This window comes from Streptococcus mitis, assembly GCF_946190155.1.
Lineage (GTDB): Bacteria > Bacillota > Bacilli > Lactobacillales > Streptococcaceae > Streptococcus > Streptococcus mitis_CL.
The window spans coordinates 52,714-78,926 of sequence record NZ_CAMHZL010000005.1; the positions used below are offsets into that span (position 1 = coordinate 52,714).

Annotated in this window: 26 protein-coding genes, 1 pseudogene and 1 other annotated feature; of the genes and pseudogenes, 2 read left to right on the plus strand and 25 right to left on the minus strand. The window is 39.8% G+C overall.

From position 1 onward, the window contains the following. Positions 1 to 430: 430 nt before the first annotated feature. A pseudogene (locus N8O80_RS05580) lies at positions 431 to 612 on the plus strand (transposase); the annotation flags it as partial. A 78-nt stretch (positions 613 to 690) separates the two neighbouring features. On the opposite strand, the gene N8O80_RS05585 reads toward N8O80_RS05580, so the two are convergent. From N8O80_RS05585 to pbp2b, 15 genes are all read right to left on the minus strand, one after another. Continuing rightward, on the minus strand, positions 691 to 1,059 hold the full coding sequence (locus N8O80_RS05585) for a hypothetical protein (RefSeq protein WP_115904074.1): 369 nt from the start codon (positions 1,057 to 1,059) through the stop codon (positions 691 to 693). 111 nt (positions 1,060 to 1,170) lie between these two features. Next, on the minus strand, positions 1,171 to 3,963 hold the full coding sequence (ileS, locus tag N8O80_RS05590) for an isoleucine--tRNA ligase (protein ID WP_261027159.1): 2,793 nt from the start codon (positions 3,961 to 3,963) through the stop codon (positions 1,171 to 1,173). Positions 3,964 to 4,008: 45 nt separating this feature from the next. Then, positions 4,009 to 4,220: a binding site (T-box leader), on the minus strand. Further along, positions 4,221 to 5,006 carry a DivIVA domain-containing protein gene (locus N8O80_RS05595; RefSeq protein ID WP_049551586.1) on the minus strand — a complete coding sequence of 262 codons (786 nt, stop codon included), beginning with the start codon at positions 5,004 to 5,006 and terminating at the stop codon, positions 4,221 to 4,223. Between the two features lie 8 nt (positions 5,007 to 5,014). Beyond that, the gene (locus tag N8O80_RS05600) at positions 5,015 to 5,800 is read right to left on the minus strand and encodes a YlmH family RNA-binding protein (protein ID WP_049491093.1); all 786 of its coding nucleotides are present in this window, start codon (positions 5,798 to 5,800) and stop codon (positions 5,015 to 5,017) included. Beyond that, positions 5,797 to 6,060 (minus strand): YggT family protein, encoded by a 264-nt coding sequence (locus tag N8O80_RS05605; protein WP_000576496.1) that lies wholly within the window; start codon positions 6,058 to 6,060, stop codon positions 5,797 to 5,799. Before N8O80_RS05605 ends, N8O80_RS05600 begins: the two co-directional genes overlap by 4 nt. Next, positions 6,060 to 6,593, minus strand: a complete 534-nt coding sequence (locus N8O80_RS05610; RefSeq protein WP_049502426.1) for a cell division protein SepF — start codon at positions 6,591 to 6,593, stop codon at positions 6,060 to 6,062. Before N8O80_RS05610 ends, N8O80_RS05605 begins: the two co-directional genes overlap by 1 nt. A 9-nt stretch (positions 6,594 to 6,602) precedes the next feature. Beyond that, the gene (locus tag N8O80_RS05615) at positions 6,603 to 7,274 is read right to left on the minus strand and encodes a YggS family pyridoxal phosphate-dependent enzyme (RefSeq protein ID WP_004261850.1); all 672 of its coding nucleotides are present in this window, start codon (positions 7,272 to 7,274) and stop codon (positions 6,603 to 6,605) included. Positions 7,275 to 7,278: 4 nt separating this feature from the next. Then, positions 7,279 to 8,535 (minus strand): cell division protein FtsZ, encoded by a 1,257-nt coding sequence (gene ftsZ, locus N8O80_RS05620; protein WP_261027161.1) that lies wholly within the window; start codon positions 8,533 to 8,535, stop codon positions 7,279 to 7,281. A 17-nt stretch (positions 8,536 to 8,552) separates the two neighbouring features. Next, positions 8,553 to 9,932, minus strand: coding sequence for a cell division protein FtsA (gene ftsA / locus N8O80_RS05625; RefSeq protein WP_033688313.1), 1,380 nt, complete (start codon positions 9,930 to 9,932; stop codon positions 8,553 to 8,555). Positions 9,933 to 10,145: 213 nt separating this feature from the next. Further along, entirely contained in the window at positions 10,146 to 10,850 is a 705-nt protein-coding gene (locus N8O80_RS05630) for a YwaF family protein (RefSeq protein ID WP_049551303.1), read from the minus strand. Between the two features lie 90 nt (positions 10,851 to 10,940). After that, positions 10,941 to 11,552, minus strand: coding sequence for an NUDIX hydrolase N-terminal domain-containing protein (locus N8O80_RS05635; RefSeq protein ID WP_261027163.1), 612 nt, complete (start codon positions 11,550 to 11,552; stop codon positions 10,941 to 10,943). Next, positions 11,539 to 12,912, minus strand: a complete 1,374-nt coding sequence (locus N8O80_RS05640; protein WP_261027165.1) for a UDP-N-acetylmuramoyl-tripeptide--D-alanyl-D-alanine ligase — start codon at positions 12,910 to 12,912, stop codon at positions 11,539 to 11,541. Before N8O80_RS05640 ends, N8O80_RS05635 begins: the two co-directional genes overlap by 14 nt. An 85-nt stretch (positions 12,913 to 12,997) precedes the next feature. Then, positions 12,998 to 14,041, minus strand: a complete 1,044-nt coding sequence (locus tag N8O80_RS05645; RefSeq protein WP_261027166.1) for a D-alanine--D-alanine ligase — start codon at positions 14,039 to 14,041, stop codon at positions 12,998 to 13,000. A 174-nt stretch (positions 14,042 to 14,215) separates the two neighbouring features. Further along, positions 14,216 to 14,812, minus strand: coding sequence for a recombination mediator RecR (gene recR / locus N8O80_RS05650; protein ID WP_000966748.1), 597 nt, complete (start codon positions 14,810 to 14,812; stop codon positions 14,216 to 14,218). A gap of 10 nt (positions 14,813 to 14,822) precedes the next feature. Beyond that, positions 14,823 to 16,880, minus strand: a complete 2,058-nt coding sequence (pbp2b, locus tag N8O80_RS05655) for a penicillin-binding protein PBP2B (protein ID WP_261027167.1) — start codon at positions 16,878 to 16,880, stop codon at positions 14,823 to 14,825. A 189-nt stretch (positions 16,881 to 17,069) separates the two neighbouring features. Between pbp2b and N8O80_RS05660 the strand changes: the two genes are divergently transcribed. After that, complete coding sequence (locus N8O80_RS05660; protein WP_261027168.1) at positions 17,070 to 17,921, plus strand: MurR/RpiR family transcriptional regulator; 852 nt, start codon at positions 17,070 to 17,072, stop codon at positions 17,919 to 17,921. 61 nt (positions 17,922 to 17,982) lie between these two features. Here N8O80_RS05660 and N8O80_RS05665 read toward each other — a convergent pair whose 3' ends face one another. From N8O80_RS05665 to N8O80_RS05710, 10 genes are all read right to left on the minus strand, one after another. Beyond that, a complete protein-coding gene (locus tag N8O80_RS05665) occupies positions 17,983 to 18,333 on the minus strand; it encodes a type II toxin-antitoxin system RelE/ParE family toxin (protein WP_120770456.1) in 351 nt (116 codons plus the stop codon). Then, positions 18,323 to 18,610: a type II toxin-antitoxin system RelB/ParD family antitoxin gene (gene relB / locus N8O80_RS05670; protein ID WP_004261834.1), complete on the minus strand. Its 288-nt coding sequence runs from the start codon at positions 18,608 to 18,610 to the stop codon at positions 18,323 to 18,325. Before relB ends, N8O80_RS05665 begins: the two co-directional genes overlap by 11 nt. A 96-nt stretch (positions 18,611 to 18,706) precedes the next feature. Further along, positions 18,707 to 19,591 (minus strand): ROK family protein, encoded by an 885-nt coding sequence (locus N8O80_RS05675; RefSeq protein WP_261027169.1) that lies wholly within the window; start codon positions 19,589 to 19,591, stop codon positions 18,707 to 18,709. Positions 19,592 to 19,608: 17 nt separating this feature from the next. After that, the gene (locus N8O80_RS05680) at positions 19,609 to 20,526 is read right to left on the minus strand and encodes a dihydrodipicolinate synthase family protein (protein WP_261027170.1); all 918 of its coding nucleotides are present in this window, start codon (positions 20,524 to 20,526) and stop codon (positions 19,609 to 19,611) included. Positions 20,527 to 20,697: 171 nt separating this feature from the next. After that, positions 20,698 to 21,342 carry a YesL family protein gene (locus N8O80_RS05685; protein WP_004261828.1) on the minus strand — a complete coding sequence of 215 codons (645 nt, stop codon included), beginning with the start codon at positions 21,340 to 21,342 and terminating at the stop codon, positions 20,698 to 20,700. Positions 21,343 to 21,361: 19 nt separating this feature from the next. Beyond that, a complete protein-coding gene (locus N8O80_RS05690; protein WP_115904043.1) occupies positions 21,362 to 21,814 on the minus strand; it encodes a NanQ anomerase/TabA/YiaL family protein in 453 nt (150 codons plus the stop codon). A gap of 171 nt (positions 21,815 to 21,985) precedes the next feature. Next, the gene (locus tag N8O80_RS05695; RefSeq protein WP_020901679.1) at positions 21,986 to 22,825 is read right to left on the minus strand and encodes a carbohydrate ABC transporter permease; all 840 of its coding nucleotides are present in this window, start codon (positions 22,823 to 22,825) and stop codon (positions 21,986 to 21,988) included. Positions 22,826 to 22,840: 15 nt separating this feature from the next. Continuing rightward, entirely contained in the window at positions 22,841 to 23,707 is an 867-nt protein-coding gene (locus N8O80_RS05700; RefSeq protein WP_161683542.1) for a carbohydrate ABC transporter permease, read from the minus strand. Between the two features lie 221 nt (positions 23,708 to 23,928). Beyond that, a complete protein-coding gene (locus N8O80_RS05705; RefSeq protein ID WP_004261815.1) occupies positions 23,929 to 25,257 on the minus strand; it encodes an ABC transporter substrate-binding protein in 1,329 nt (442 codons plus the stop codon). A gap of 114 nt (positions 25,258 to 25,371) precedes the next feature. Continuing rightward, positions 25,372 to 26,070, minus strand: a complete 699-nt coding sequence (locus tag N8O80_RS05710) for an N-acetylmannosamine-6-phosphate 2-epimerase (RefSeq protein ID WP_261027171.1) — start codon at positions 26,068 to 26,070, stop codon at positions 25,372 to 25,374. Between the last annotated feature and the right edge of the window lie 143 nt (positions 26,071 to 26,213).

Consider the following 26,213-nt stretch of genomic DNA (forward strand, 5'->3'; position numbering starts at 1 on the left):
TTGATATATTCAATCTACAACCATCATTATACTATAAAAAGAGTTCCTTGTCTCAAATAAATGCTTTAGATTTTACGAATGAAATAGCTTATTTATCCTATAAAATTTTTCGTCAATTGGTAACAAAAAATAAGGCTGACCGCCTTCATACTGTAATAAGTATTTCTAACAAAGATTCAATTCATTCCACCTCAGTTCGAAAGATATGATTCTTCAATTTCGAATTTTTTCAAAATTTCAAAGTATAGGAATTGCCAATAATTGTCATAATTTATCCTATCTAGTCCACGAATGGGATCAATCCAACAGAACTACCTACGATAAACAATACAGACGGTGCAGGAGTCACACGCTCATCGTCCTTGAAATACACAATAGCCACAATTCTTAAAACTAAAATAGTAACTTTCATCAATCATGAAATCATTGAAAAATCGTCAACGCCCTTCAATTACCCTATTCTAACTCCAAATCAGAAGCGACCAATAATCTCATCAAACTTATCGAACGAAATGCCTTTGGTTTTCGAAACTTTGAAAACTTCAAAAAATGATTTTTATCGCTCTGAACATCAAAAAAGAAAGGACGAAATTTGTCCTCTCTCTATCTTAGCTTTTCTTTAATCCACTACTGCTGACAAAGAACCAATTTTAGAGTTTCTCCATTTACTCTACTTGACAAAAACTCTATTTATAGTTCAACTTTAAATTTTTTGAGGCTTCCTAAAAATAATGAAGCACCAACAATAATGACGATTCCCCCTATCCATCCTAAGAATGGAACCAATGCAAGTGCAGAACCAACAATTAATAAGACTGAGGGTGCAATTGAAATTCTATTATCATCTTTATAATATATTAGTGAGAGAATACCTAGAATTAAAATTCCAATTTTTACTAAACTAAAAATAATAAAAACAATTCCTAAGATGACACCAACAACTTCTTCATTATCAAATATAGAGGCAATCATAATTATAATAATTGGCAAAATGGCTAGAATAGTTCCTGCAACTAAACCAATGATACCATCTAATTGAGCAAGTGTTTTCTTTTTCATCAATATTTCCTTTTCATTAAAAATTAATATTATACATTAATTTTGTTTAATATTTTCTTTTATATCAAACTAAAATACACACTCAGAAAACATTTTTAATCTATCATTCGATTATTTCTCTTCAAATCCTTCTGCGACTGCTTCCGCAAAGTTTTCTTCTACGATGCTTGCACAGTGGTCACAGATGACTGCGTGGTAGCTACGTTCTGCTGTTGTTGGGTCGATACGACGGCAACGGTCACATACTTCACCTGCAGCGCGTTCAACTGTGAAGGCAACATCTTCGAAGCTTACGGCAGCTTCTGGAGCTGGTCCTTCTGCGATGGTCAAGTCTGACACGATTAAAAGTTGAGCTACATTGCTGTTTACTGCTTCGAGTAGAGTTTTCACAACTTCATTTGGATAAACTGTCAAGTGTGCTTCAAGTGATTTACCGATAACTTTTGCATTACGCGCTTCTTCCAAGGCTTTTTGAGCTTGTCCACGGAAGTCCATAAAGGCTGCCCATGTATCCAAGATTTCTTCTTGATTAGCAAAAGTTTCTGCTTCTGGCAATTCTGACAATTGAACGAAGTCTTCTGCTTCAAACTCTAGATATGACCAGATTTCCTCTGCTGTATGAGGAAGAATTGGTGTCAAGAGTTTGGTGATTTTCACAAGAATGTCATAGAAAACAGTCTGCATTTGACGGCGTTCCAATGATTTGGCACCTTCGATGTAAACAACATCTTTAGCAAAATCAAGGTAGAAGGCTGACAAGTCAACGTTGATAAAGTTTACCAAGGCCTTGTAAATTGTCAAGAATTCAAAGTTTGCGTAAGCATCACGAATGGTCTTAACAAGCTGGTTAAAGCGAATCGTCATGTACTTATCAACTGAACGAAGTTCTTCGTAAGCTACTGCATCCACAGCTGGGTTAAAATCAGATGTATTGGCAATCAAGAAACGAAGGGTGTTACGGATTTTACGGTAAGTTTCAGAGACTTGGCTCAAGATATCCATAGAGATACGCACGTCGTTGCTTGAGTCTACACTTGTTACCCAAAGACGCAAGATTTCAGCACCAAATTGTTTTTCAACATCACTTGGAGCAATGGTATTTCCAAGAGATTTAGACATCTTCTCACCTTTACCATCAAGGGTAAAACCTTGTGACAAGATTTGTTTGTAAGGTGCTACGCCATGGTTGGCAACAGATGTAATGAGTGATGAGTTGAACCAACCACGGTATTGGTCAGAACCTTCAAGGTAAAGGTCAGCTGGATAAGTCAGATTTGGACGATTTACCAAAACACCATTCCATGATGAACCTGAGTCAAACCATACATCCATAATATCTGTTTCTTTTTTGAACTCACCATTTGGAGAACCTGGATGTGTAAATCCTTCTGGCAAGAGGTCTTTGGCATCACGTTCCCACCAAATGCTTGAACCATGTACTTCAAAGAGTTGAGCCACATGTTCAATAGTCTCAGCTGTCATAATCGCTGTACCGTCTTCTGCATAGAAGATTGGAAGTGGAACACCCCAAGCACGTTGACGAGAGATAACCCAGTCACCACGGTCACGAATCATATTATATAGACGGACTTTACCCCATTCTGTATGGAATTTAACTTTATCAATAGCATCCAAGATTTCTTGGCGGAATTTTGAAACAGAGGCAAACCACTGTGGTACTGCACGCCAGATAATTGGTTTCTTGGTACGCCAGTCAAATGGGTATGAGTGAGAGATTTCTTCTTGGGCAAGAAGGAGGTTGCCAAGTTTTTCAATAACAGTTGGAACTACCTTTTCATAGAATTGACCTTCAAACTCAGGACCAGCATTCTTCATCATGATACCACGTTCGTCAACAGTCACTGCGACTTCAAGACCATTAGCAATACCAACATTGTAGTCGTCCTCACCAAAACCAGGGGCTGTATGGACAATACCCGTACCAGAATCAGTCGTAACGTGGTCACCAAGGATAACCAATTCATCTACAGCTGTATCCCATGGGTGTTTTGTTACGATATGATTCAATTCTTGACCACGGTAGGTCGCGAAGACCTGAACATCAGCCCAGCCAAATTTCTCAGACAAGCTAGTCAACAATTCTGCAGCAACCACAAACTTGCGATCTTCACCAGCAGGTTGAACCAAAACGTAATCAATATCTGCACCAACAGTTAAACCACGAGAAGCTGTGATGGTAAATGGAGTAGTTGTCCAGACAACGATGTAAGTATCTGTATCTAGAACACCTTTGCCATCTTTTACCTTATTTGCATAGTAAAGGGAAGTTGAAACCAAGTCATGGTATTCAATCTCCGCTTCTGCAAGGGCAGACTCAGATGACCAAGACCAGTAAACTGGCTTGGCACCACGGTAGATATAACCTTTATTAGCCATCTCACCAAATACACGGATTTGAGCTGCCTCATAGTCAGGTGTCAAAGTCACATATGGATTTTCCCAGTCACCAGAAACTCCCAAACGTTTAAAGTCTTCACGTTGTTTATCTACTTGAGAAAGAGCGTATTCACGGCAAAGTTTCAAGTACTCAACCAAGTCCATTTCTTTACGTTTGATACCTTGTTTTGCCAAAACTTGCTCGATTGGCAGACCATGAGTATCCCAACCTGGGATAAATGGTGCGTAAAAACCTGACATTGATTTTGAACGAACAATGATATCTTTTGAAATCTTGTTCATAGCATGTCCAACGTGGATATTTCCGTTTGCGTATGGAGGGCCATCATGCAAGGTGAAATGAGGTTTTCCTTGGTTCAATTCTTGACGACGTTGGTAAAGTTTTGCATCTTCCCATTCCTTTTGCCAAACTGGCTCTTTGGTAGGAAGTCCTGCACGCATTGGGAAAGCTGTTTTCCCAAGGTTAAGGGTATCTTTGAGTTTCATGGTATCTCCTTTATAAATAATAACAAATTAAAAACCACGACTGCCAAAAAGGACGAAAATCGTGGTACCACCTTTATTCGGAAAAAGATTTAGTCTTTCTCCCTCTTATCCCGTAACGTGGGGAACGTCAAATCCTACTAACTTCAGACTTGAGTTTTTGAGAGGATAATCTTATCATTAGGGAATGCAGGACTCACACCATCTCCTGCTCGCTGGAAATATAAGGATAAAATATTGTTCTCACATATCACTATTCATTATAAGATAAGGACAGATTCTTTATTTGTATCTTCCTCATTCGATGAAGGGGCTTCGACTTCAACTGGCTCTAAATGTTCTTCCACATAATGATGTTGTTGAGCTTCAAATTCAGCTAATTCTCTATTACCAGCCTCAATTCGAGCTTGTAACTCAGCCATTTCTTCAGGTGTAAATTGACGAGTCATATCGATTGGTTCTTCTTCTGGTTGTGAATATACTGACTCACCAAGAACTTCACCAACAACTTCTTTAAATGCTTCATCACTTGTCTGAAGGTAGGTAGCTGTTGGGCGCAGAATATCTTCCCAATCTGATGATTCAACAATTGCTAACTGGCTCTCAATAGTAGATTTGAGACGTTGGTGGAAGACACGGCTCTTGTTCTTCAATTCTTCAGTTTCAACAGCAACTTTTTTAGCATTATCAGTAGCTTGACGCAAGATCTCATTAGCCTTATATTTTGCTTCTTCAAGCAAACGTTGGGCATCTTGCTCTGCCTGTTGGATAATATTATTAGAACGATCTTGAGCAGCTTGTTTCACACGCTCTGCCGTATCTTGAGCAATCAATACTGATTGACTCAAAGAATCTTTCATCTCATCAAAGTAAGACAAACGTTCTTCCAAGCTCTTGATATGCAACTCTTTATCATGATTGCTTCGAACTAAATCTTCATAATCACGAACAACAATTTCAAGAAATTCTTCAACTTCTTCTGGATCAAAACCTCTAAATCTTGTACCAAAGGTTTTATCTTTAATTTCTAACGATGTAATTGGCATATTATTCCTCACTTACTTAATAATAATTGGACCGTTAATTTCTTTTTATCTTTTTTTGTTTGCCCATTATCTCTAACAAGTTTCAATCGACCAAATTTCCTCACACTAATCAAATCACCAACTTGAACTGCATAATCTGATTTTTCAACTAAATGGTAATTAACTTGGACTGCCTGTTTTTCAATTAACTGACTTGCCTGATTTCTAGACAGCTTTAAGACACCTGCTAGAAAAACATCTAATCTAGAACTAGCAATACAAATATCTAATTCTTGATAATCTTCTACTGTAGCAATTTTCTCAGTAAAATCCCGTTCTTCTAGACGAACCGGTAAACGAGCAATTTTCGTAATGCCGTCTTGAAAAAGGAGCATAAACTGTCGATTAATGATAATCTGTGCCCTCTCTTCGTTGACTAAGATATCACCAAATAGCTTCCTATCAATTCCCAGCTTGTTTAAAACAGTCCCTAATATTTTTGCATGCGTTAAGCGTTCAAACTTATTAGGGTAGACAATTTCTTGCAAGGAAAGTTCAAAATCAGAGAATTCTGGCTCAAAATAATCAGGATACAGTAGAACTCGTACATATTCAGTTTCAAGAAACTGCCGACTGCTCATGTAGGAGATGCCGTTGGTTGATGCTAGCACCTTTAAAATCTTTTCTTGATGGGGATTTACAAAGGGTGTTAAAAAAGGAGAATAAGAATCTTCTACCTTTTTTATCCATTCTACTCCCTTATCAATAAAAGACGAATCATTCTTAGAAAAGTGTTGATAAATCATCTTGTTCATAGAAAGATCACTAAAAGTCGAATCAACTGTTCCCCTAGGAAGTGAACTAGTAATACCGCAATCCAGACAGACAAATCAAGACCTGCAATCTGGAGGGGTAAACGTTGCAAGGGAGCTACTATCGGTTTCACTAAACTAATAATCAAGCGTCCAAGACGTGATTCATAAGCATTGGGAAACCAAGACATCAGAGCAAACACGATTAAAATCAGTGAATAGATATCCACTGCATTTTGAACAAAACGAATGAGAAAGATCATTATCTTACTCTCGTACGTTTCATATCAAAGCCAAATTCACCATTTTGTGATTCATCTGGAATTTTGATATCTTCAATATTGACGACAACATCAACTGGTGTCAGCAGGTACATAGTAGATGCTACCTTTTTCATGTTACCAGCTAAAACGTGGCGCGCCCCATCCAGATAGTCCAAACAACGACGTGCTTGAACTTCTGTCATATATTGGAAATCAATCAAAATACTTTCGTTACCAGCTAATAAATCAACAATATCTGTGGCATCTTCGTATTTACGTGGATAACGAACATCAATTGTCACCTTATCAGTAGAACGTTGACTTTGCATAGCTAACTCTTGTTGACGGGCATGAAGACGAGTGATGTTTTTATCTTTAGATGGCGTACTAGCAGCTTGTTGAGGCAACTCTTGAACAGAAGGGACTGGAGTCACAATCGGCTCTTCAGCTTTAGGCTGGTATGCAGTACCAACATCTTCTCCATCTTCTGTAAAATAATCTATAAATTTATCAAATCTATCTTTTAAAGACATATTTCTTTCCTATTTAAAAAATGCTGTACCAATTCTGACAAATGTTGAGCCAAATTCAATCGCTTCCTTGTAGTCGCGACTCATACCCATACTCAAGTCCGTCATTGGCATATTGGGAATTTGTTTTTCTCTAATTTCTAGTTGCAAATCCTGCGTAGCTTTAAAAATTTCTTTCAACTCATCACTACTAGCTTCAAAAGGAGCCATGGTCATCAAGCCGACATATTCAATTTTATCTAAGGTGGCTAATTCTGGCAAGAGCTCTAATAGTTCTTCCCTTGAAAAGCCATGTTTGCTCTCTTCCCTTGAGATATTTACTTGTAAGAAACATTTAACAACTCTGTCACTTCTTTTTTGAATTTCCTCTGCTAGCTTTAATGAATCCAAAGCGTGGAAATAATCAACATACTGAATGACATCTTTGACCTTGCGTCTTTGCAAGGTTCCAATCAAATGCCAGGTAATATTTCTATCTTTTAAAGCTTCATATTTCTCAAGAAATTTATCCACACGATTTTCACCAATATGATGCACACCTAGCGGAAGCAAAGCCTCCGCTGTCGGTACGTCTACATATTTTGTAACAGCAACAACCGAAACAGAATTGGCTTCTCTTCCTGACTGCTGACTTGCATCTTTTATTTGTTGAAAAACACGTTCTGTATTTTCTTTCAAATTCATTTACTTAACGATTTTTGAAAAATGGAGGAGTGTCTAATTCATCCTCATCGTGTAAAGATGGCGCTTCGAAACGTTCAACTGGTGATACCACTGAATCAGTTGGTCGAACAATCGTCTCACGACGCAAGTCCCAATCACCAAATGCTGAAGTTTGAGAAGTTTCTGTACGACGAGGTGTTGGACTTGGAATTTCTGCAGTTTCAGCCATATCAAAGTGACGATTATGATTGTGTGCATGACTTGGGCTTGTTTGTTCATGACGAACTGCTTGTCTTGGTGCATGGCCCACAACTTTTTCAACACGATCTTGGCGAACACCAGTTGCCACAACTGTAACACGGATTTCATCTTTCATGTTTTCATCGATAGATGTTCCAAGCCAGATGTTCACTCCTTGACCAGCTGCTTGGTTGACAATCTCTGAAGCTTCTTCTGCCTCAATCAAAGTCAAGTCAAGACCACCAGTAACGTTGACGATGACATCCTCAGCACCGTCAATAGTTGTTTCAAGAAGTGGTGAGTAGATTGCCTTACGAGCTGCTTCTACCACACGTTCTTCACCACTACCGATACCGATACCCATTAGGGCGTTTCCTTTATTTGCCATAACTGTTTTCACATCGGCAAAGTCAAGGTTAATCAAACCAGGATTTGTGATCAAGTCAGTAATCCCTTGAACACCTTGGCGAAGTACGTTATCTGCTTCGCTAAGAGCTTCAAGAAGTGGAGTTTTCTTATCAACAATTTCAAGCAAGTTGTTGTTTGAAATAATCAATAGAGTATCTACATGTTCACGAAGTTGATTGATTCCTTCGACAGCATACTGACCACGTTTGCTTCCTTCGAAACCAAAAGGACGTGTCACAACACCAACTGTAAGAGCACCTAAATCTTTAGCAATGCGGGCAATAACAGGAGCTGCACCAGTACCAGAGCCACCTCCCATACCTGCAGTAATGAAGACCATATCTGCTCCAGTAATAGCTTGAGTCAAGGCTTCTTCGCTTTCTTCAGCTGCCTTTTGACCAACTTCAGGTCGACCGCCAGCACCCAAACCACGAGTCAATTTAGGGCCTAACTGAATTACAGTCTCAGCTTTTGTACTACTCAAAGCTTGTACATCTGTGTTTGCTGCGATAAATTCTACGCCTGCAACACCTTCGTCAACCATGCGGTTAATGGCGTTTCCGCCACCTCCACCAACACCGATTACTTTAATAACTGCACCTTGAGCTGCTGCTGTATCAAATGAAAATGTCATAGTTTATTTTTCCTCTTTTATTCATCAAACATGCTTCCGATTAAGCCACGGAAACGATCTGCGATTTTTGGTTTATTTTGAGAAGATACTTTATCTTCTTTCGGAGCAACTACGTTCGTAGAAGCTGACTGCTCTACCTCAGTATTTTGAACTGGTTGAATAGGGGTCGGTTGTGCTACCTGCGTAACACGTTGAATCATCCCACCAAAATTAATTGGTTGGTGACGCAAAGTATCCTCACCCTTAACTGCTCGTTGTGCTAATAAATGCACCTCAGTCAATTGACCAGCAAATTCAGACAAGCTAATCACATGAGCGAAGGCAGGATTACGGATTCCAACTTGATTTGGAACGTAAAGTTTGACACCAACGCCAAATACTTCCTGTGCAAGTTCTACAATACCTGGTAAAATAGCATTTCCACCAATCAGAACAATCCCACCTGGAAGATCCAACAAATGTCTTCTTTCCAACTCTTGTTTGATTTGTTCAAAAATGTGTTTAATGCGAGCTGAAATAATCTCTGCTAGGTAGCTTTCTGTAACTTCTACAGGCTCTACTTCACCAATTACTTCAACTTGGAAGGTTTCATTGCTTGCAAGTGAAGGGTAGGCTTCCCCATAGTTCAATTTCAATCCTTCAGCTAGTTTTTGTGAAGTCTTCAAGACCTTAGAGATATCTTTTGTGACATAATCCCCACCTTCTTGAAGAATATTTGTAAACTGGAGTTCTTGGTTACGGATTGTAGCAACAGTTGTTTGACCTGCTCCCATATCAATCACCGTAGCTCCAAATTCACGCTCTCCTTCATTCAAGACTGAACGAACCAAAGCCAATGGTGAAATAATAATATTTTCAACCTGAACACCTGAGCGCTCAACTGTCTTGCGTAAATTGTGAAGAATAGTACGTGGACCAGTGTAAAGTAAGCCACGCATTTCAAGACGAACTCCCATCATGCCACGTGGGTCACGAATACCTTGGAAGCCATCTACGATAAATTCTTCTGGAATAAAAGTGATGACTTCACGATCTGGTGTCATACTCTTTGTCAAGGCTGATTTAACAACATTTTCGACATCTTGATCTGTAATTTCTTTTGTATCAGATGTAACTGGAATCATTCCTTGAGTTGGTTCTACTTGCAAAAGATTTCCAGGCAAACCAACATTCACTGATTTGATTGAAATGCCAGCTTTCTCTTCTGCTTGGGAAATAGCTGACTTGATAGCAGTTGCTGCTGCTTCAATATCGACGATAATCCCATCCTTTACACCTTTACTCTTGGCATTACTTACACCAATTACATTTAGTTCACCATTTCTAAGCTCTGCAACCAACACCTTAATCGAATTGGTTCCGATATCTAAGCCTGTAAAAAAACCATCTCTAGCCATTACATCGCATCCTCTCTCTTCCAAGTTTCAAACTTCTATTCAATATAGCTAAAACAGGGCATAGCTATTCACAGAATATTATAACACAAAAAATCCAATCGTGCTTAGTTTTTCCTAAATTTACTTACCATTTTTTTACATTCGCTCATCATATTTTTGTATTTTCCAAACAAGTTATAAAAAATTAGATTTATGAAAAAAGAAAGCTTGATTTTAAGCTTTCTTTGCAATCATTTTTTCTGCTTCTTGTTCTAAAAATAGTTCCAAGATTTTCTTTGTTAACGTAATCGCTGCTGATAAGGCTAGGGAAACGATTAAATAATTAGCTACTAAGCCATGGTCTCCAACCAATGGTGGTTTTGTCAAGAATCCGTAATCTCCGCCTGTTACTAAATTGACCACAAAAATCAAGGCATTTAGTGCAAAGGTCATGAGAAAAATTCCCTTCACATCCAGCAATCGCGCGTTATACTGTCTCAATAGGTAAACTAGAGAGTTCCCCAAGAGAGCTAAGTGGCCAAAGATAAAGGATAAAATCGCAATATGCGGGAATGGATAAGGATCTGGCACTGGATAAACAAAGGCTGCTAATGTCCCAAATGTTCCTAGTAATGCAAAATACTGCCGATATTTGGACTGACCAGGAAGCAAAAGCACCACAAACATAGCCATACGGCAATGGTAAAAGGGTAAGCTTTCTGACAATGGCATATGATTAACCCCGTACCATCCATAAAGAAGGATTAACTGAACTGCCTGCAAGATTTGGAAAAATCGTTGATAAGCCTTCTTTTCACGATAACGATAGGCTGTATAAAAGGTCAAAGCCAAGAGTGTAAATATACTGACATACCAAAAAAGGTCAAATTTGGGTGGCTCTGTTGCTTGGGTCGTAAAGAAAATATCCCATAAATTCATCTAGTCTTCCTCATGATTCAAAATTTTCCTGCATTTTATTATACCATGCTACTTGAGAAAAATGAATTTAGAAATACGATAATCATCTTCTTAGTCAAGATATTGCTCCCTCTGACCTTGATAAACCTGCCAAAGAAGCTCTATTTGCTCCTTGGTAATGCGTTTTTCAGATAAGGCTGGCAGTTGGTCAATGGCAAAAAATTGAAGGTCAGCAATTTCTTGATTTTCTTGGAATTGTCCATCAAGAAGCTTACATTCAAAAACAAACTTTGCATATTGCTTGCTCTGTAGTTGGAAACGATTGGTATCAAAAACAGCTAGTAGTCTTTCTACTTTAGCTTCAAAACCGGTTTCTTCTTCAATTTCCTTGAGAATATTTTCTGTTGGAGAATAACCAACCTCACCAAAGCCACCTGGCAAAGCCCAATCATTCTCTCCTTGTCCCCTAACCAGACAAATCTTTTCGTCCTCAACAATCCAAGCACGGACGTCCATTAACGGAGTTGCATAAGCGGAAGTTGGCTTCAAAACTTCTGCCACTTCTTCGGCATCAAGGTCTGATGCTTGATTCAACATTTCAGATAACAGACTTCGCAAGTCTTCATAGCGCTCACGGTCAAACGGATCCTTTGTAAAGGTTAATCCAGTATCTGTAATGGCAATCATTCTTTGAAGATACTTAGCAAAATCACTTGTCTTCATTTTCTAAACTTTCTACCAACTTGGCTAGATTCATGGAGTTAGAGCCTTTGAGCAAAATTTGGTCATTGGCACTGAGGCTTTCTTTAACCTGCTTAACTAGGGCTTCAAATTGGTCCTCATTAGCTGTTTTCTTGAAGTAGAAAACATGGCCGATTGGGAACATTTGACTGGCCAGTTGAGCCAATTCAGCAATGTCTTCTCCATAGAAAATAACAGTATCAAGCACATCTGGCGAAAGGCTCAAAATCATCTGATTATGAAGCTGAATAGACTGGTCACCAAGTTCCTTCATATCCGCCAAGACAGCAATTTTCTTGCCACCTTCATTGGTCGGAATGGCAGAGAAAGTCTCTAAAATCAACTTCATAGCAGTTGGATTGGCATTGTATACGTCAGACAGAATATCTGCTCCATTAGCTGCTTTCTTCCACTCGGTACGGTTACGCGTCAATTCAAGATTTTGGAAGGCCAAACGGATTTGCTCCTCTGAAACTCCTTCTTGTAGAGCCACATAAGCAGCAATCATAGCATTGGTGGCATTGTACTTACCTGTCACTGGCAAATCGAGGGCTTGTTCCAAGAAATTAGCCTTAAAGGTCAAGCTATCCTTACGCTCAACCAAGTCGGTAATTTCCAACTCTGCTCCTTGCCCAAAACGAACTACCTTTTTATCAGTTGGCAAGTAGTCCTCTACAATCGGATCTGCTGGTGCCAAGAGCAAGGAATTCGAAGACATCCCGTCTGCAATTTGCATTTTTCCTTTAGCAATCTCAGAACGATCTTTGAAAAAGGCCAAATGGGCTTCTCCAACCAAGGTCACGATGGCTGTTTTTGGATGAGCCAATTCAGACAAGAGATGAATATCTCCCAAGTGATCCTGCCCCATCTCTAAGACCAACTTTTCTGTTTCTTCAGGCATATGGAGAACTGTGTAAGGAAGACCAATCTCATTATTGTAGTTACCTTGTGTTTTGTAAGTTTTGTAGGTTGTTGATAGCAAGTGAGCTAACATATCCTTGGTCGTTGTTTTACCATTTGAACCTGTAACAGCAAAGACATCAACTGCTGTTTTTTCAAGATAGTAGGCTGCTAGTTGCTGAAAGGCAGTCAAGACATCATCTACTAGAATGTAGGGACGATTTGCGACCTCTTTCTCAGACAGGGTTACAGCAGCACCATTTTCAAAAGCTGTTTCGATAAAGTCATGACCGTCACGAGCACCTTTGAGGGGCACAAACAAATTCCCTGCAGCAATCAAACGACTATCAAACTCAGCTTTTTCTAACTGGGTGTCCTCAAAGAGGCTGATATCATTTTTAGCCCCTACAACTTGAGCCACTTCATAGATTGTTAATTTCATTTCTACTCCTTTAAAAAGGGTCGAAGCTCGAGAACTCTAGTCACCTTGCAGTGATGGTTCTGGCTTCTACCCCCCCTCTTTCATTTTATAGCAAATGCGCTTCGCGCTTGTCAAAACTTTCCTTGGCAAGATCAACCAATCGCTCGATTAAGTCTGGATAGCTGATTCCCATATTATCCCAAAGTAGTGGGTACATAGACCACTGGGTGAAACCTGGCATGGTATTGAGCTCGTTGAGGAAAATCTCTCCCTTGTCTGTATAGAAGAAATCGCAACGAGATAGACCCAGGCCACCAATGGCACGGAAGGCTGTTTCTGCATTCTGACGCATGACAGCTACCACATCATCACTGATTTTGGCTGGGATATCCATGGTAATCTTGTTGTCAATATACTTGGCATCGTAGTCATAAAAGGCAACATCCTTGACTACTTCCCCTGGAAGCGTGCTTTTGACATCGTAGTTGCCCAAGAGACCAACCTCGATTTCACGGGCATTCACCCCTTGCTCAACCAAGACACGGCTGTCATATTGGAAGGCAAGTTTCAAAGCTTGACGGAGTTCCTCTTGGTTTTCAGATTTAGAAATACCGACACTAGAACCCATGTTTGACGGCTTAGTGAAGACTGGATAAGTCAATTTTTCTTCCACTTCAGCGATTTTAGCAGTCACATCATCCCCTTCAACGATAGCCACATAAGGAACTTGGGCAATACCAGCAGATTCTAACACACGCTTGGTCGTGATTTTATCCATGGCAAGACTGGATGACAATATGTTACAACCAACATAAGGCATTTTCAAAACTTCCAAGAATCCTTGAACTGAGCCATCTTCTCCCATCGGACCGTGAAGGACTGGAAAGACCACTGCTCCTTCTTCGTAGATGGCACTCGGTGCAACTTTCTTATCCCAATCAATGGTTTCATTGGTCATAAGACGATCCTCTTGACCTGGAGTCTGGTTAAATTCTTGCGTTTTAATAAAGTCACCTGACTGGCTGATGAAGAAAGTCTTGACTGTGAAACGGTCGTAGTTGACCGCACGCATGACACTCTCAGCTGAAAGAACAGAGACTTCACGCTCTGCACTACGTCCACCGTATAAAAGAATAATCGTTTGTTTCATATTATTTGTTCCAATTCTAATAGAATACTCGTTCTTTAGTATATCATATTTGCTCCTTTTTTGAAACTTGAACCTGATACTGGTCTTCAATAAATCTAAAAAGAGACCGATAAAACAACTGTCGGTCTCCGTGATTTTTGTATAAATGAATTGAGTGTGTTAATTTGTCTACAATTACAACTCTGTTCGATTTTCAATGGCTCGTAAGAGCGTCACTTCATCCGCATACTCAATGTCCGCTCCGACAGCGAGACCTCGTGCTAGACGCGTAACCTTGATACCAGCTGGCTTGAGCAAACGTGAAAGATACATGGATGTCGCTTCACCATCTGCTGTAGCATTTGTTGCTACGATTACCTCTGAAACTTCACTATCCATCAGACGAGTCATAAGACTCTTGAGATTGATATCATCTGGACTGATACCATTCATGGGAGAAATGAGTCCATGTAAGACATGATAGAGCCCATGGTATTCTTGGATGTTCTCCATAGCCGCCACATCGCGACTATCTTCGAGAACTAAAATGGTTGTCTGGTCACGACTTGGATCGGTACAGATAGAGCAAGGATCGTCATCAGTCAAACGACCACAGATGGAGCAATAGGTCAGCTCTCTCTTAGCAGAAAGGAGGTTTTTGGCAAATTCATTGACATCGTCATCAGACATTCCAATCGTATAAAAGGCCAGACGGGTAGCCGTCTTGATCCCGATACCCGGCAACTTGGAATAACTGTCAATTAGCTTGGCTATAGGTGTTGGATAAAGCATAAGTTCCTTTCTAATTCATTGGATGATGTTGGTTATAGAGGTTGATAATGTCGCGCGCAATGGAAGGTCCGACACCATTTGACAAATTTGTGTTATGCGGGAAGACAACAGCTACAGCGATTTGAGGATTATCTGATGGAGCGTAGGCAACCGCATTGGTATTTGTTGCTTGCTGACCATCTGCTACATAACTTTCGGCTGTACCCGTTTTTCCGCTAATAGATACAGCTGCACCATTTGAAAAGGCACGGCCAGTTGTCAATCCACTAGTCCCATGGGCAACCTGATAAAAACCTTCTTGCAAAATACTCATATCGGAGGCGGATATATTGACCTTATTCATCTCTGTCGGTTGCAGTTGTTGAATCAGGTCGCCCAATCCTCCATTATCATTATTTCCATAAATTCCCTCAACAATACGAGGAGCCATACGGACACCATCATTTGCAACAGTTGCTACATACTGAGCTAATTGCATTGGGGTATAGTTATCAAACTGACCAAATGAATTTGTAATATAATTAGCAAGATCATAATCTTTAGGAATAAAGCCGGTGGATTCATCTGGTAAATCAATACCTGTAGCTGATCCCAAACCATACTCACCAAAGGTTGAACGTAATTTCCCCATAGCCGAGTCTAAATTTCCAATTCCTGCAATCATATTCGGTTGATAAGTCAATCCCATAATCCCTAAAGCTGTTTGGACCATATAAGTATTAGATGAATACTCCAAAGCTTGAACTGCCGTAATCGGCATTGGTCCAGAAAAGGCAGTATACCACGAATTGATAGGGGGTGAACCTTGGAAGACAATGGACTGATCCGTCAAGGTCTGGTTCCCTGATAAGACTCCATTCTCCCAACCGGAACTGATGGTTGCAGCCTTAACGACCGAACCTGGTACAAAGACATTGGTTACCGTTCCCAAAGAATCAGGCATCAACTCTCCCGTTTTCAGATCATGTTTGATTCCTGACATGGATAAAACTGCACCTGTTTTGGGGTTCAAAGCAACTGCATAGACACCTTCAGAATACTTAGCTCCTCCATTTCCTAGTTCGGAAGTGAAATAACTCTTAAGCAGATTGTCCACGCTATCTTGGAAGGCCAAATCGATGGTCAGTTTAATATTGTTCCCTTTGGTAGCATCTTCAATATTTTCGACACTTTCCATATTGCCATACTTATCTAGATGAATTTCCTTCACCGAGCGTTTTCCTTGCAAAGTTTCTTCATATTGTTTCTCTAGATAAGAGGTGCCAACCCGATCATTTAGAGAATATCCCTTTTTAATATAAGCATCTGCTTCTTCAGCTGGGAGACCAGCTTTTTCACCGGATACACTTCCCACTATAGAAGAGAGCGAAGTCTCTAGAACCTTTCGATCCCACGCGGTTGAAATACTGATACCAGGTAAATTCTTAGAAGCCGAAGCAATCAAGGCAATCTGTGTATCTGTCAAGGAATCTGTCGCAATGGTTCCTGTCTCAAAGTTTCCAACAGCATTTAACTGACTAAAAAGATAGATTTCTTTCTTTTCATCCTCTGTATAGTTTAATTGGCTCGTTTGGACACTATCGACCGCATTGTTATAGAGTTCTGATTCGGATAGACGATTTCCATCAGAATCAAGGCGCTTCTCACGTGGTAAGCTTTCCACTGCTTTCTTATAGACATCTTGATCTGCTAGGTAATAGTCTGCTAACTGTCGGTCAGTCAATGTTGGTAAAGAAACTCCCACATAGGCTAGCAACTTCTTGGCTGTTTCTTTCAAATCTGCAGCCGTCATTTTGTTGTTTCGCGTAAAGGAAACAACTTGTTTCACAGTATTTTCAACCAAGGGTTTGCCACTGGCATCATAAATTTCACCTCGAGCTGAACTAGTAGTCACCTTTGTTTTACTAGCCGATGCTAATTTTGTCTCATAAAAATCCTTGTTCAAAACCTGCATATAAAGCAGGCGACCAATAATGGTCATAAAGAGTAAAATGATGATTGAAAACAATAAATTAAGCCGAATCGGAATCGAATGGCTGTTAAATTTCCTCATACAAATCAGTCTCATTTCTATTTAAAATCTTACTCTTCATTGTACCATAATTTAAAAAGAAATTTTGGAAAAGAAGGGAGCTTTTCCAATTTTACAGGAAAATACGATTTTATTTATCCATCCCTACATTATATGATATAATAAATGTAAAAGTTTGATGACTCAGTCTTTTTCCAATATGACTCACTTAAAGGAGCCTTCCATATGGACAAACCAGATATAGCAACCCTCATTGATTCTCGCTTCGAGGAAATGACAGACCTAGAACAAGAAATCGCTCGTTATTTTTTGCAAGCTGAAACCATTCAAGATGACCTTTCCTCCCAACAGGTCACTCAAAAATTACATCTCTCTCAAGCTGCTCTGACCCGCTTTGCTAAAAAGTGTGGTTTTACAGGCTATCGAGAATTTATTTTCCAATACCTGCACCAAGCAGAGAAACAAGACACCCATTCTCACAAGCACAGTCCACTGACAAAACGAGTCCTTAGAAGTTATAGTAGTATGCGGGAACAAACACAGGACTTAATTGACGAAGAACAACTGGAACGAATCGCCCAGTTAATCGAAGATGCTGAGCGTGTCTACTTCTTTGGAACAGGAAGTTCTGGCCTTGTCGCTCGTGAAATGAAATTGCGCTTCATGCGTCTAGGTGTGGTCTGTGAAGCTTTGACAGACCAAGACGGTTTTGCTTGGACAACCAGTATTATGGATGAGAATTGCCTAGTACTGGGCTTCTCACTTTCTGCCACAACACCTTCTATTTTAGACAGTCTATTAGACGCAAAAGAGATGGGCGCACAGACTGTACTTTTTACAAGTGTTCCCAATAAAGATAGCCAGACCTATACAGAGACTGTTCTTGTAGCCACACACAGTCAGTCATCCTACATCCAACGAATATCCGCTCAACTTCCTATGCTCTTCTTTATCGATTTGATTTATGCCTACTTTTTGGAAATCAATCGTGAAAGCAAGGAGAAAATTTTTAACAGCTATTGGGAAAATAAAAAACTCAATGGCTATCGTAGACAAAAACGTGTAAGAAAATCCTAGTTTGGTTTAACCAAACTAGGATTTTTATTCATCACCAAACATACCTCTTCAAGATTATGAATTAGTCATATCTTGACTTAGTCTTGAATAATTTCATGTAATCACTTTTTGAAGGGAGTAAATAAGCAAGTCTGACGGTATCTTCAACAATTGCATATAATACGATGTAATCCTTACTCAAGGTCAATCCTCGCGTTTGGTAGCGAGGATCTAATTTCTTACCAAATTTTTCATCGGCATCAAATCCAGCTTGGGGGAAAATTTCTAGCCGATTAATATCTTTTCTAATACTCGCCACTTTTCGTCTCGCAGCCTCTACAGAACCGATTTCCTCTGCTATATACTGATATATTTTATCCAGACTATCAATCACTCTAGGAGAATACAAAATCCTATATTTTTTATAATTCATAGCGTGTCACAACATCCTCATCTGTCAAGTAATTTCCAGCCTCAATCTTGGCATAACTTTCTTGAACTTCTGCTTGTAATTGCCTAAACAAATACTCCTTCTCTAATTCCTCTTCATTAAGTAAATCTACTTCATTTGTTACGGCAACATTCTTTAAAAATAATCTGAGTGCCGATGAAAGAGAGAGATTTTGTTCTTTTAACACTTCCATGGCATCATTTACCAATTCTCTATTAGCTTGGAAAGTCACAATTTTACTTGAATTCGCTATAGCCATTTTATATAACTCCTTTATATATTTTATTTATTATCTCATAATTATAAAGAAAGTCAAGGGAACTTGATCAGAAAATCCTAGTTTGGTTAAACCAAACTAGGATTGTTTTGTTTTAAAGTGATAATAAGCACCCAACATTCCTGCTGTGTTTTGGTGATGGGCAAATTCTAATCGTGTTTTTTCAGCTAGGCTTGGTACCAAGGCCACCTTCAAGGCTGTGCGGATTTTCGGTTTGAGGATAGCCTCTTGCCCCATAATACCCCCACCGAGAATGACCACTTCTGGATTGGCCACATAGCAAATATTTGCCAGACCTTTTCCTAGATAGTCTACCATACGGTCAATACCAGCCATGCAGATTTTGTTTCCTTCGGTAGCTTCCTTAAAGATGCGTCGGCCATTCCAATGGTCAACTGAATCGCCATGACCTGCTGCTACATACTCCACCAAGGCTGTCGTAGAGGCCAAGTCTTGGAAATCTCCATCCTGCATATGCATATAACCGACTTCGCAGGCTGAATTGCTAAAACCATGGAAGACTTTCCCATCCATAATCAAGCAACCACCGATACCGGTTCCAATGGTCAAGCAAAGTGTCACACTCGCTCCCTTGCCTGAACCGGATACTGCCTCAGCAAGACCTGCACAGTTGACATCATTTTCAATCTCACAAGGAATATTAAAGCTAGTTTCGATTTCCTTCTTGAACTGGGTGCCTGCATAGTTAGGGATTTGAGGCCCAGCATAGAAAATTTCACCCTTGTCAGGATCCACCATTCCTGCAGAAGAAATAGCAACACCTGCTACTGGGCCTTGTTCTAAATAGCTGGCTACGATATCTTTGGTCTTTTGTAAGATATGAGGTCCACCTTTATGCGCCTCTGTTGGCATTTCATGCGATTCAATAAGTTGGCCTTCTTGGTCGATCAAACCATATTTGATGTTGGTTCCACCGATATCAATTGCAACGTAGTGTGTCATAAATACCTCCTTATGGATTAGAGGAAGCGCTCCTTGGTTTCACGAATCAAGGCTGCAGCTGCTTCTACAACTGAACGATCTTCTTCAGTCACTGGTGTCAATGGTGAACGAACAGAACCAATATTCAAGTCTTCATTGAGCTTCAAGACCTCTTTGATGACACCGTACATATTGCCATGTGCAGCAGTGAGTTTACCAATGATATCGTTGATAGCGTACTGCAATTCACGCGCTGTTTCCAAGTCTTTGTCAGCAATCAATTGGTTGAGTTTCAAGAAGAGTTCTGGCATAGCACCATAAGTACCACCTATACCAGCTTTAGCACCCATAAGGCGGCCACCTAGGAACTGTTCATCTGGACCGTTAAAGACGATATGGTCTTCCCCACCAAGGCTGACAAAAGTTTGGATATCTTGAACTGGCATAGAAGAGTTCTTAACACCGATAACACGTGGATTCTTCAACATTTCAGTATAGAGACTTGGAGTCAAAGCAACTCCTGCCAATTGAGGAATGTTGTAAATCACGTAGTCTGTGTTTGGAGCTGCAGCACTAATGTCATTCCAGTATTTAGCAACTGAGTATTCTGGCAAGCGGAAGTAAATAGGTGGAATCGTTGCAATGGCATCTACACCCAAGCTTTCTGCGTGGCGAGCAAGTTCCATACTATCTTTAGTATTATTGCAAGCTACGTGAGCAATAATAGTTAATTTACCTTTGGCAACTGCCATGACTTCTTCCAAGATTAACTTGCGGTCTTCAACGCTTTGGTAGATACATTCACCAGAAGAACCATTGACATAAAGACCTTGAACACCTTTATCAATGAAGTATTGAACCAAGGCACGCGTACGCTCTGGACTTACTTCTCCTTGATCATCATAACATGCGTAGAAGGCTGGAATGACACCTTCGTATTTTTTTAAATCTGACATAGATTTTCTCCTAAGATTTCTTTTTTCTGCTAAAAGCAGGATTTATTCTTTACGTTTTTAGTATACACCTTATGAAAAACGCTTTCAATATCTTGTGTACACTTAGATTTTAGTTTCGATATGTATTTTGAACCGTTTAAAGCTTGAAAGTAGTTTCAGAAACAAGCCATCCTATTGATATTTTGCAAAAATTTTCTCCATCAATCCAGTCTGGATAAAGACCAATAGTCCAAACCCAAAAAGCAGGAAGGCTGAGCCACCTAACAGTAAACTGAAAGCTGACAGATAAAGAACCATCACAATGAGGATAAGAATGGCTAACATAAGAAAGAACCAAGGAAAGTTAAAACTTGCCAAGATCAGCCCTTTTTGTAACACTTCTTTCCAAGTTAAATCATAGCGCGCAGCGATCGGATAGCTAGCCAGCATCACGATAGTGAGGAAGATCAAAATTCCTAGACAAATAGCTTTCACCATTTGGAAAGGCATAGCTGTCTGCCCCCAAAAGATATAGAGGTCTAAAAGACTCAACAAAACAATGCCCAACTCAAGCAGACCTAGCTGAAGACCTAGTTTCAGATTTTGCTTGAAAGCTCTTAGATAGATTTTAAAGACAGGCACACGTCTACTCTTCTTAATCTCAAACATGGTCTCGTAGAGGCTAATTTTAGCCACTCCAATCGTCACGATGGGCAAACAAGAAACGACAAAAAGAAGATTGGCTGTGACGATATCCAAGACCTTTTCACTAAAACGCATGAGAAAGTTGTCTGTATCAAATGCTGCCTTGATAAGGCTTACTCCTTTTTGTGCCATGTTTGCTCCTCCTGATTTTTTAATCAATCAAAATTTTAAAGAGATATTTGCGAACCTTCTCTTCCATACCTGCATAGCCATTCGGCTGGTGTGGTTCTCCTGGGAAGAAAATTGCAAAATTGTGATAACCCAACAAGAGTGGGTATTTTTCATGACAATGAACAAAACCAATGTCACTCGCTTCGTCGAATGCTACTGCTTCATCTTTGATACGTGAACCGTAGCTCGAATATTCATGCCCATCTACCAGCAAATGCAAGTCAGCATAGTTCTGATGATGCTCAAATTGATCATTTTCAGCTTGATTGAGGACATTTTCCTGAACAACTAGAAAGACCTTGTCCCCATCAATCTCATACTTACCTAATTCGAAAGAATCCTTACGGTGCTGGTAGAGATAATCGATAGCCTTGTCTAGATTGGGATGAATCCCTTTGTAAAAGGTGATGTTTTTCAAATCGTCAAAAATCATACTGTTTCCTTCGTTTCTGATAGTTAACTAAAATCATTCTTAAGTTGATAAGTGTCTAACAAAATATCTAAGGTAAGCAAATACCCAACATTTTGTAGACACTTATAACCTCTATATTTCCATAGCATGTCAAGACCACTTCCGCAATCTTGACACACCAGTTTACTTTTCTTAACCTTTGACCGCTCCCATAGTAATACCTTGAGTGAAGGATTTTTGGAAGACAAGGAAGACTGTTACGATTGGCACTGCTGCAAGAGCAGCACCCGCCATAATCAAACCATAGTTGGTTGCCATTTCGGCCTGCATGGTTGCAACCCCGAGTGAGATGGTCAAGTTTTGACGTGAAGTCAACATTACCAACTGCATGAAGTAGTCGTTCCATGTGTTAATGAAGGTAAAGATTGCAAGGGCTGCAAATCCTGGTTTCACAATTGGGAAGGCTACGCTCCAGAAAGTACGAATCTCACCACAACCGTCGATTTTAGCTGATTCAAGCAACTCTGTAGGGATGTTTTCACTGAATTGTTTCATGAGGAAGACCCCGAATGGCCATCCAATCAAAGGCAAGATAACTGCCCAAAGAGTGTCATGGATTCCCATGAAGTTTACGATACGTACCAATGGCACAAGGACAACTTGTTTTGGAAGCGCCATGGCAGCGATGAAGATGGCAAAGAGAATACGTTGACCATAGAAACGTTTTTTAGCCAATACATAACCTGCTAGAGAAGAGGTTGCACAAACTAAGAACATGGTTACTAATGAGATAAACACAGAGTTCCACATCCACTGCATAGCAGGGTTTTGCACCATGAGTTGTTGGAAGTTTTCCATGGTCGGCATTTTAGGGAACCATTGTGGCGGAATCATAATGGTATCAGGTTGTGATTTGAAGGCACCTGTCAAAATCCAGTAGAACGGAAAGATGAACAGCACGGTCAACAAGAGCAAGATAATAGTTGAAATAACAGTGAAAGCTGTTAAGGGTTTCTTTTGTGTAGATTGCATAGCTGTCTCCTTTCTTTAGTATTCTACGTCGTTTCCAAGTACTTTAAATTGAACAAAGCTTACGATAGCGATCATGACTGCCAAGAAGACACCGATAGTGTTTGCATAACCGTATTCTGTCAATTGGAAGGCTTTTTCGTAAAGGTAGTACATCAGTGTACTTGTTGAGTAGTTTGGACCACCAGATGTCAACAACTGAATCAAGGCGAAACACTGGAATGAGTTGATTGTTGTGATGATTGCAATGTAAAGAGTTGTTGGAAGAAGGCTTGGCCATTTAATCTTCCAGAAAACTTGCAATTCAGTCGCACCATCAACACGCGCTGCTTCAACCAGTGAATTGTCAATATTACCCATGGCAGCGATATAAAGGATAATCGGCTGACCAACAGATGTTGTCAAAAGGATAATCATAATCGCCATCAAAGCCCAGTTTTTATCTCCCAACCAAGAAATGTTTTGACTGATGATATGGCTTGACTTAAGGACAAAGTTTAGAATCCCTGATAGTGGGTCATAGATCCATTTCCAAACAACTGTTACGGCAACGCTACCTGTTACAACAGGAAGGAAGAAGACGAAACGGTAGAAGGATCTGGCAATAGCATTTTGATGATAGGTCTGAGATGCTACAAAGAGTGAGAATAGAACAACAACTGGTACAGATCCAATAACCAGAATCACGGTATTGATTAAAGACTTCATAAAGACAGGGTCTTTAAACATGCGAATGTAGTTGTCCAAGCCCACAAACTCAAATTTAGTCATTGAGTAGTTAAAGAAACTTGTAATGAATCCCATAATCATAGGAGCTAATACAAAGATGACAAAGAAGAATAATACTGGTGCTAGGAAAGCGTAGGAAATCACTGTTTCCCGCATACGAATTTTATTGACTTTCACAGTCGGCACCTCTCTTTCACAAATAAAATATTTTGGATTTTCTTGAACTGTTTTAAAATCAAAATGAAATTTTTTAAGATTCGCTTATGTAAGAACTTCATTTTAATTTCGTGACAGTTCCTTACATTTCAAACAAAATCCCCCCTTTTCTTACATAGGCTATGCACAGGGAAAAGGGAGGAGTCAATCTGATTTAGTGCTTATTGTTTTGTAGCTTTTTTAATTGTTTCGTTAGCTTTTTCAGTGAAGGCTTTCAAAGCATCCGCTGGTTTTTCGTCACCATTTGATACAGATTGCAACATTGGGAACCAAAGTGTTCTCATTTCAGCAAAACCATTAATAGTGTTGTAGTATGGTGAGTAGTATTTAGTCCAACCACTGATTGTTTCCATACGTTTGTCATCATAAAGTTTGCCAAATGATGTACGAACTGGGAAGGCACCTGTACGAACAACGTCTTTTGGACCCCATTCTTTATCGTCCGCGATGAATTGAACGAATTTCTTAGATGCTGCAACTTTCTTCTCGTCTTTGTTGTTGAATACTGCAAATCCGTTTACAAGGTATTCAAGAGCTGGTTTACCTGAATCTGATGGGAATGGTACTTCTACCACTTCTACTTTACTTGCTTCCAAGAGTTTAGCTTGGATACCATTTTGAGATGGTGCCCAAAGGATTGTGTATGAAGTTTGACCGTTGGCAAAGTTTTGGATATCTGCTCCACCGTCAAATTGTGAACCATTGTTCAACAAACCGTCTTTAATCCAGCTAGCTGCTTTTTCAAGACCTTTGACGAATTTAGGATCATCAGTTGTATATTTTGTTACATCTTTATCTGTTACAGAACCGCCGTAAAGGTTTGAGATGAAGGCACGTGTTCCTTGGTCTCCCCCTTGACCAGAACTGAACAATGAACCTGGTGTATATCCTTTATCTTTAAGCGCTTTCAAAACTTTTTCAAAATCATCAGTTGTCCAACCTTCTTTTACAAGGTTTGCAACTCCAGCTTCTTCCAACATTTTCTTGTTCATAGCCATGTAGAATGGTGCTGAACTGATTGGATACATGTAAGCTTTGTCTCCAGCTTTACTTGCTTGTACAATGTTTTCGTTGTTAACATCTTTGACGAATTCATCTGTGAAGAGATCATTCAACTCAGCCAATTTACCATTTTTACCGTATTGGATGATACGTCCTGGTGCATCAAAAAGAACGTCTGGAGCTGTTCCAGCTTCGATAGCTGTTGTGATTTTTTCAGGACCTGACTTGAAGTCAATGGTTTCCAATTTCACTTTTACATCTGGATTTGCTTTTTCAAACGCTTCGATGATTGATTTTTCATATGTTCCAACACCGTCACCAGTTTTTTCTTGAGTGAAGACTGGGAATGCCCACCAAGTGATTTCTGTTTTTCCACTATCGCTACCAGATTTTCCAGCATCTTTACTTCCACCAGAGTTACCACATGCAGCAAGGCCAAGAATCGCAGCACCCGCAAGTACTGTACAAGCTAGTTTTCTAAATTTCATTTGTATTCTCCTAATTGATAAGCGTATCCATATTGGATAATGAGTAAGATTGCATTTGTATACGTTTTTATTTCATCCGACGCATTCACCACTCTCCTCTGCTTTTAAATTGTGTTATTTAAGACCAGCAACGAAGCGTTCTGTAATCTCTTTTGGTCTAGTAATAGCGCCACCAACAACGATACCTCGCACTCCATATCCCAGGATTTGTTTGGCTTGTTCAGGTGTATGAATTTTTCCTTCTGCAATGACATCCACGCCAGCATCACAGAGTTTTTTGATTAATTCAAAATCGGGACCATCCACTTTTGGACTGTAAGATGTGTATCCTGATAAAGTTGTTCCGACAAAGTCAATTCCTGCTTCAACAGCTGCTAGGCCTTCTTCGAAAATACTTGTATCAGCCATCAAGAGCTGGTTAGGATATTTCTCCTTAACCTGACGAATAAACTCTTGAATCTCTAAACCATCGTAGCGTTCACGCTTGGTACAATCCAGAGCAATCACTTCTATGTCGAGTTCTGCTAATTCATCAACTTCTTTCATAGTGGCAGTGATGAAGGGTTCTTGCGGTGGATAATCTCGTTTAATTATCCCAATGATTGGAAGGTTGGTAACCTCCTTGATTTCCTTGATATCGCGAACACTATTTGCTCGAATACCGACTGCTCCACCTTGCTCAGCCGCTTTGACCAGCAAGGGAATGACTCCTCCCGCTTCTGTATAAAGCGGTTCGTGAGGAAGGGCCTGACAAGAAACGATGATTCCATCTTTGATTTGTGCAATCAAGGCTTCTTTAGTAATCTGTGGCATCCTCTTTCCTCCTTTTCTTTGTTCTTATGAGTTCATTATATACCATTTGTTAAGCGCTTTCAATATTTTGTAATAGAATAGATTTCAGTTTCAAAAGTATTTTATAGAACAGCCGTTTCTGAAAGTAGTTTCAGCTCCGTCTT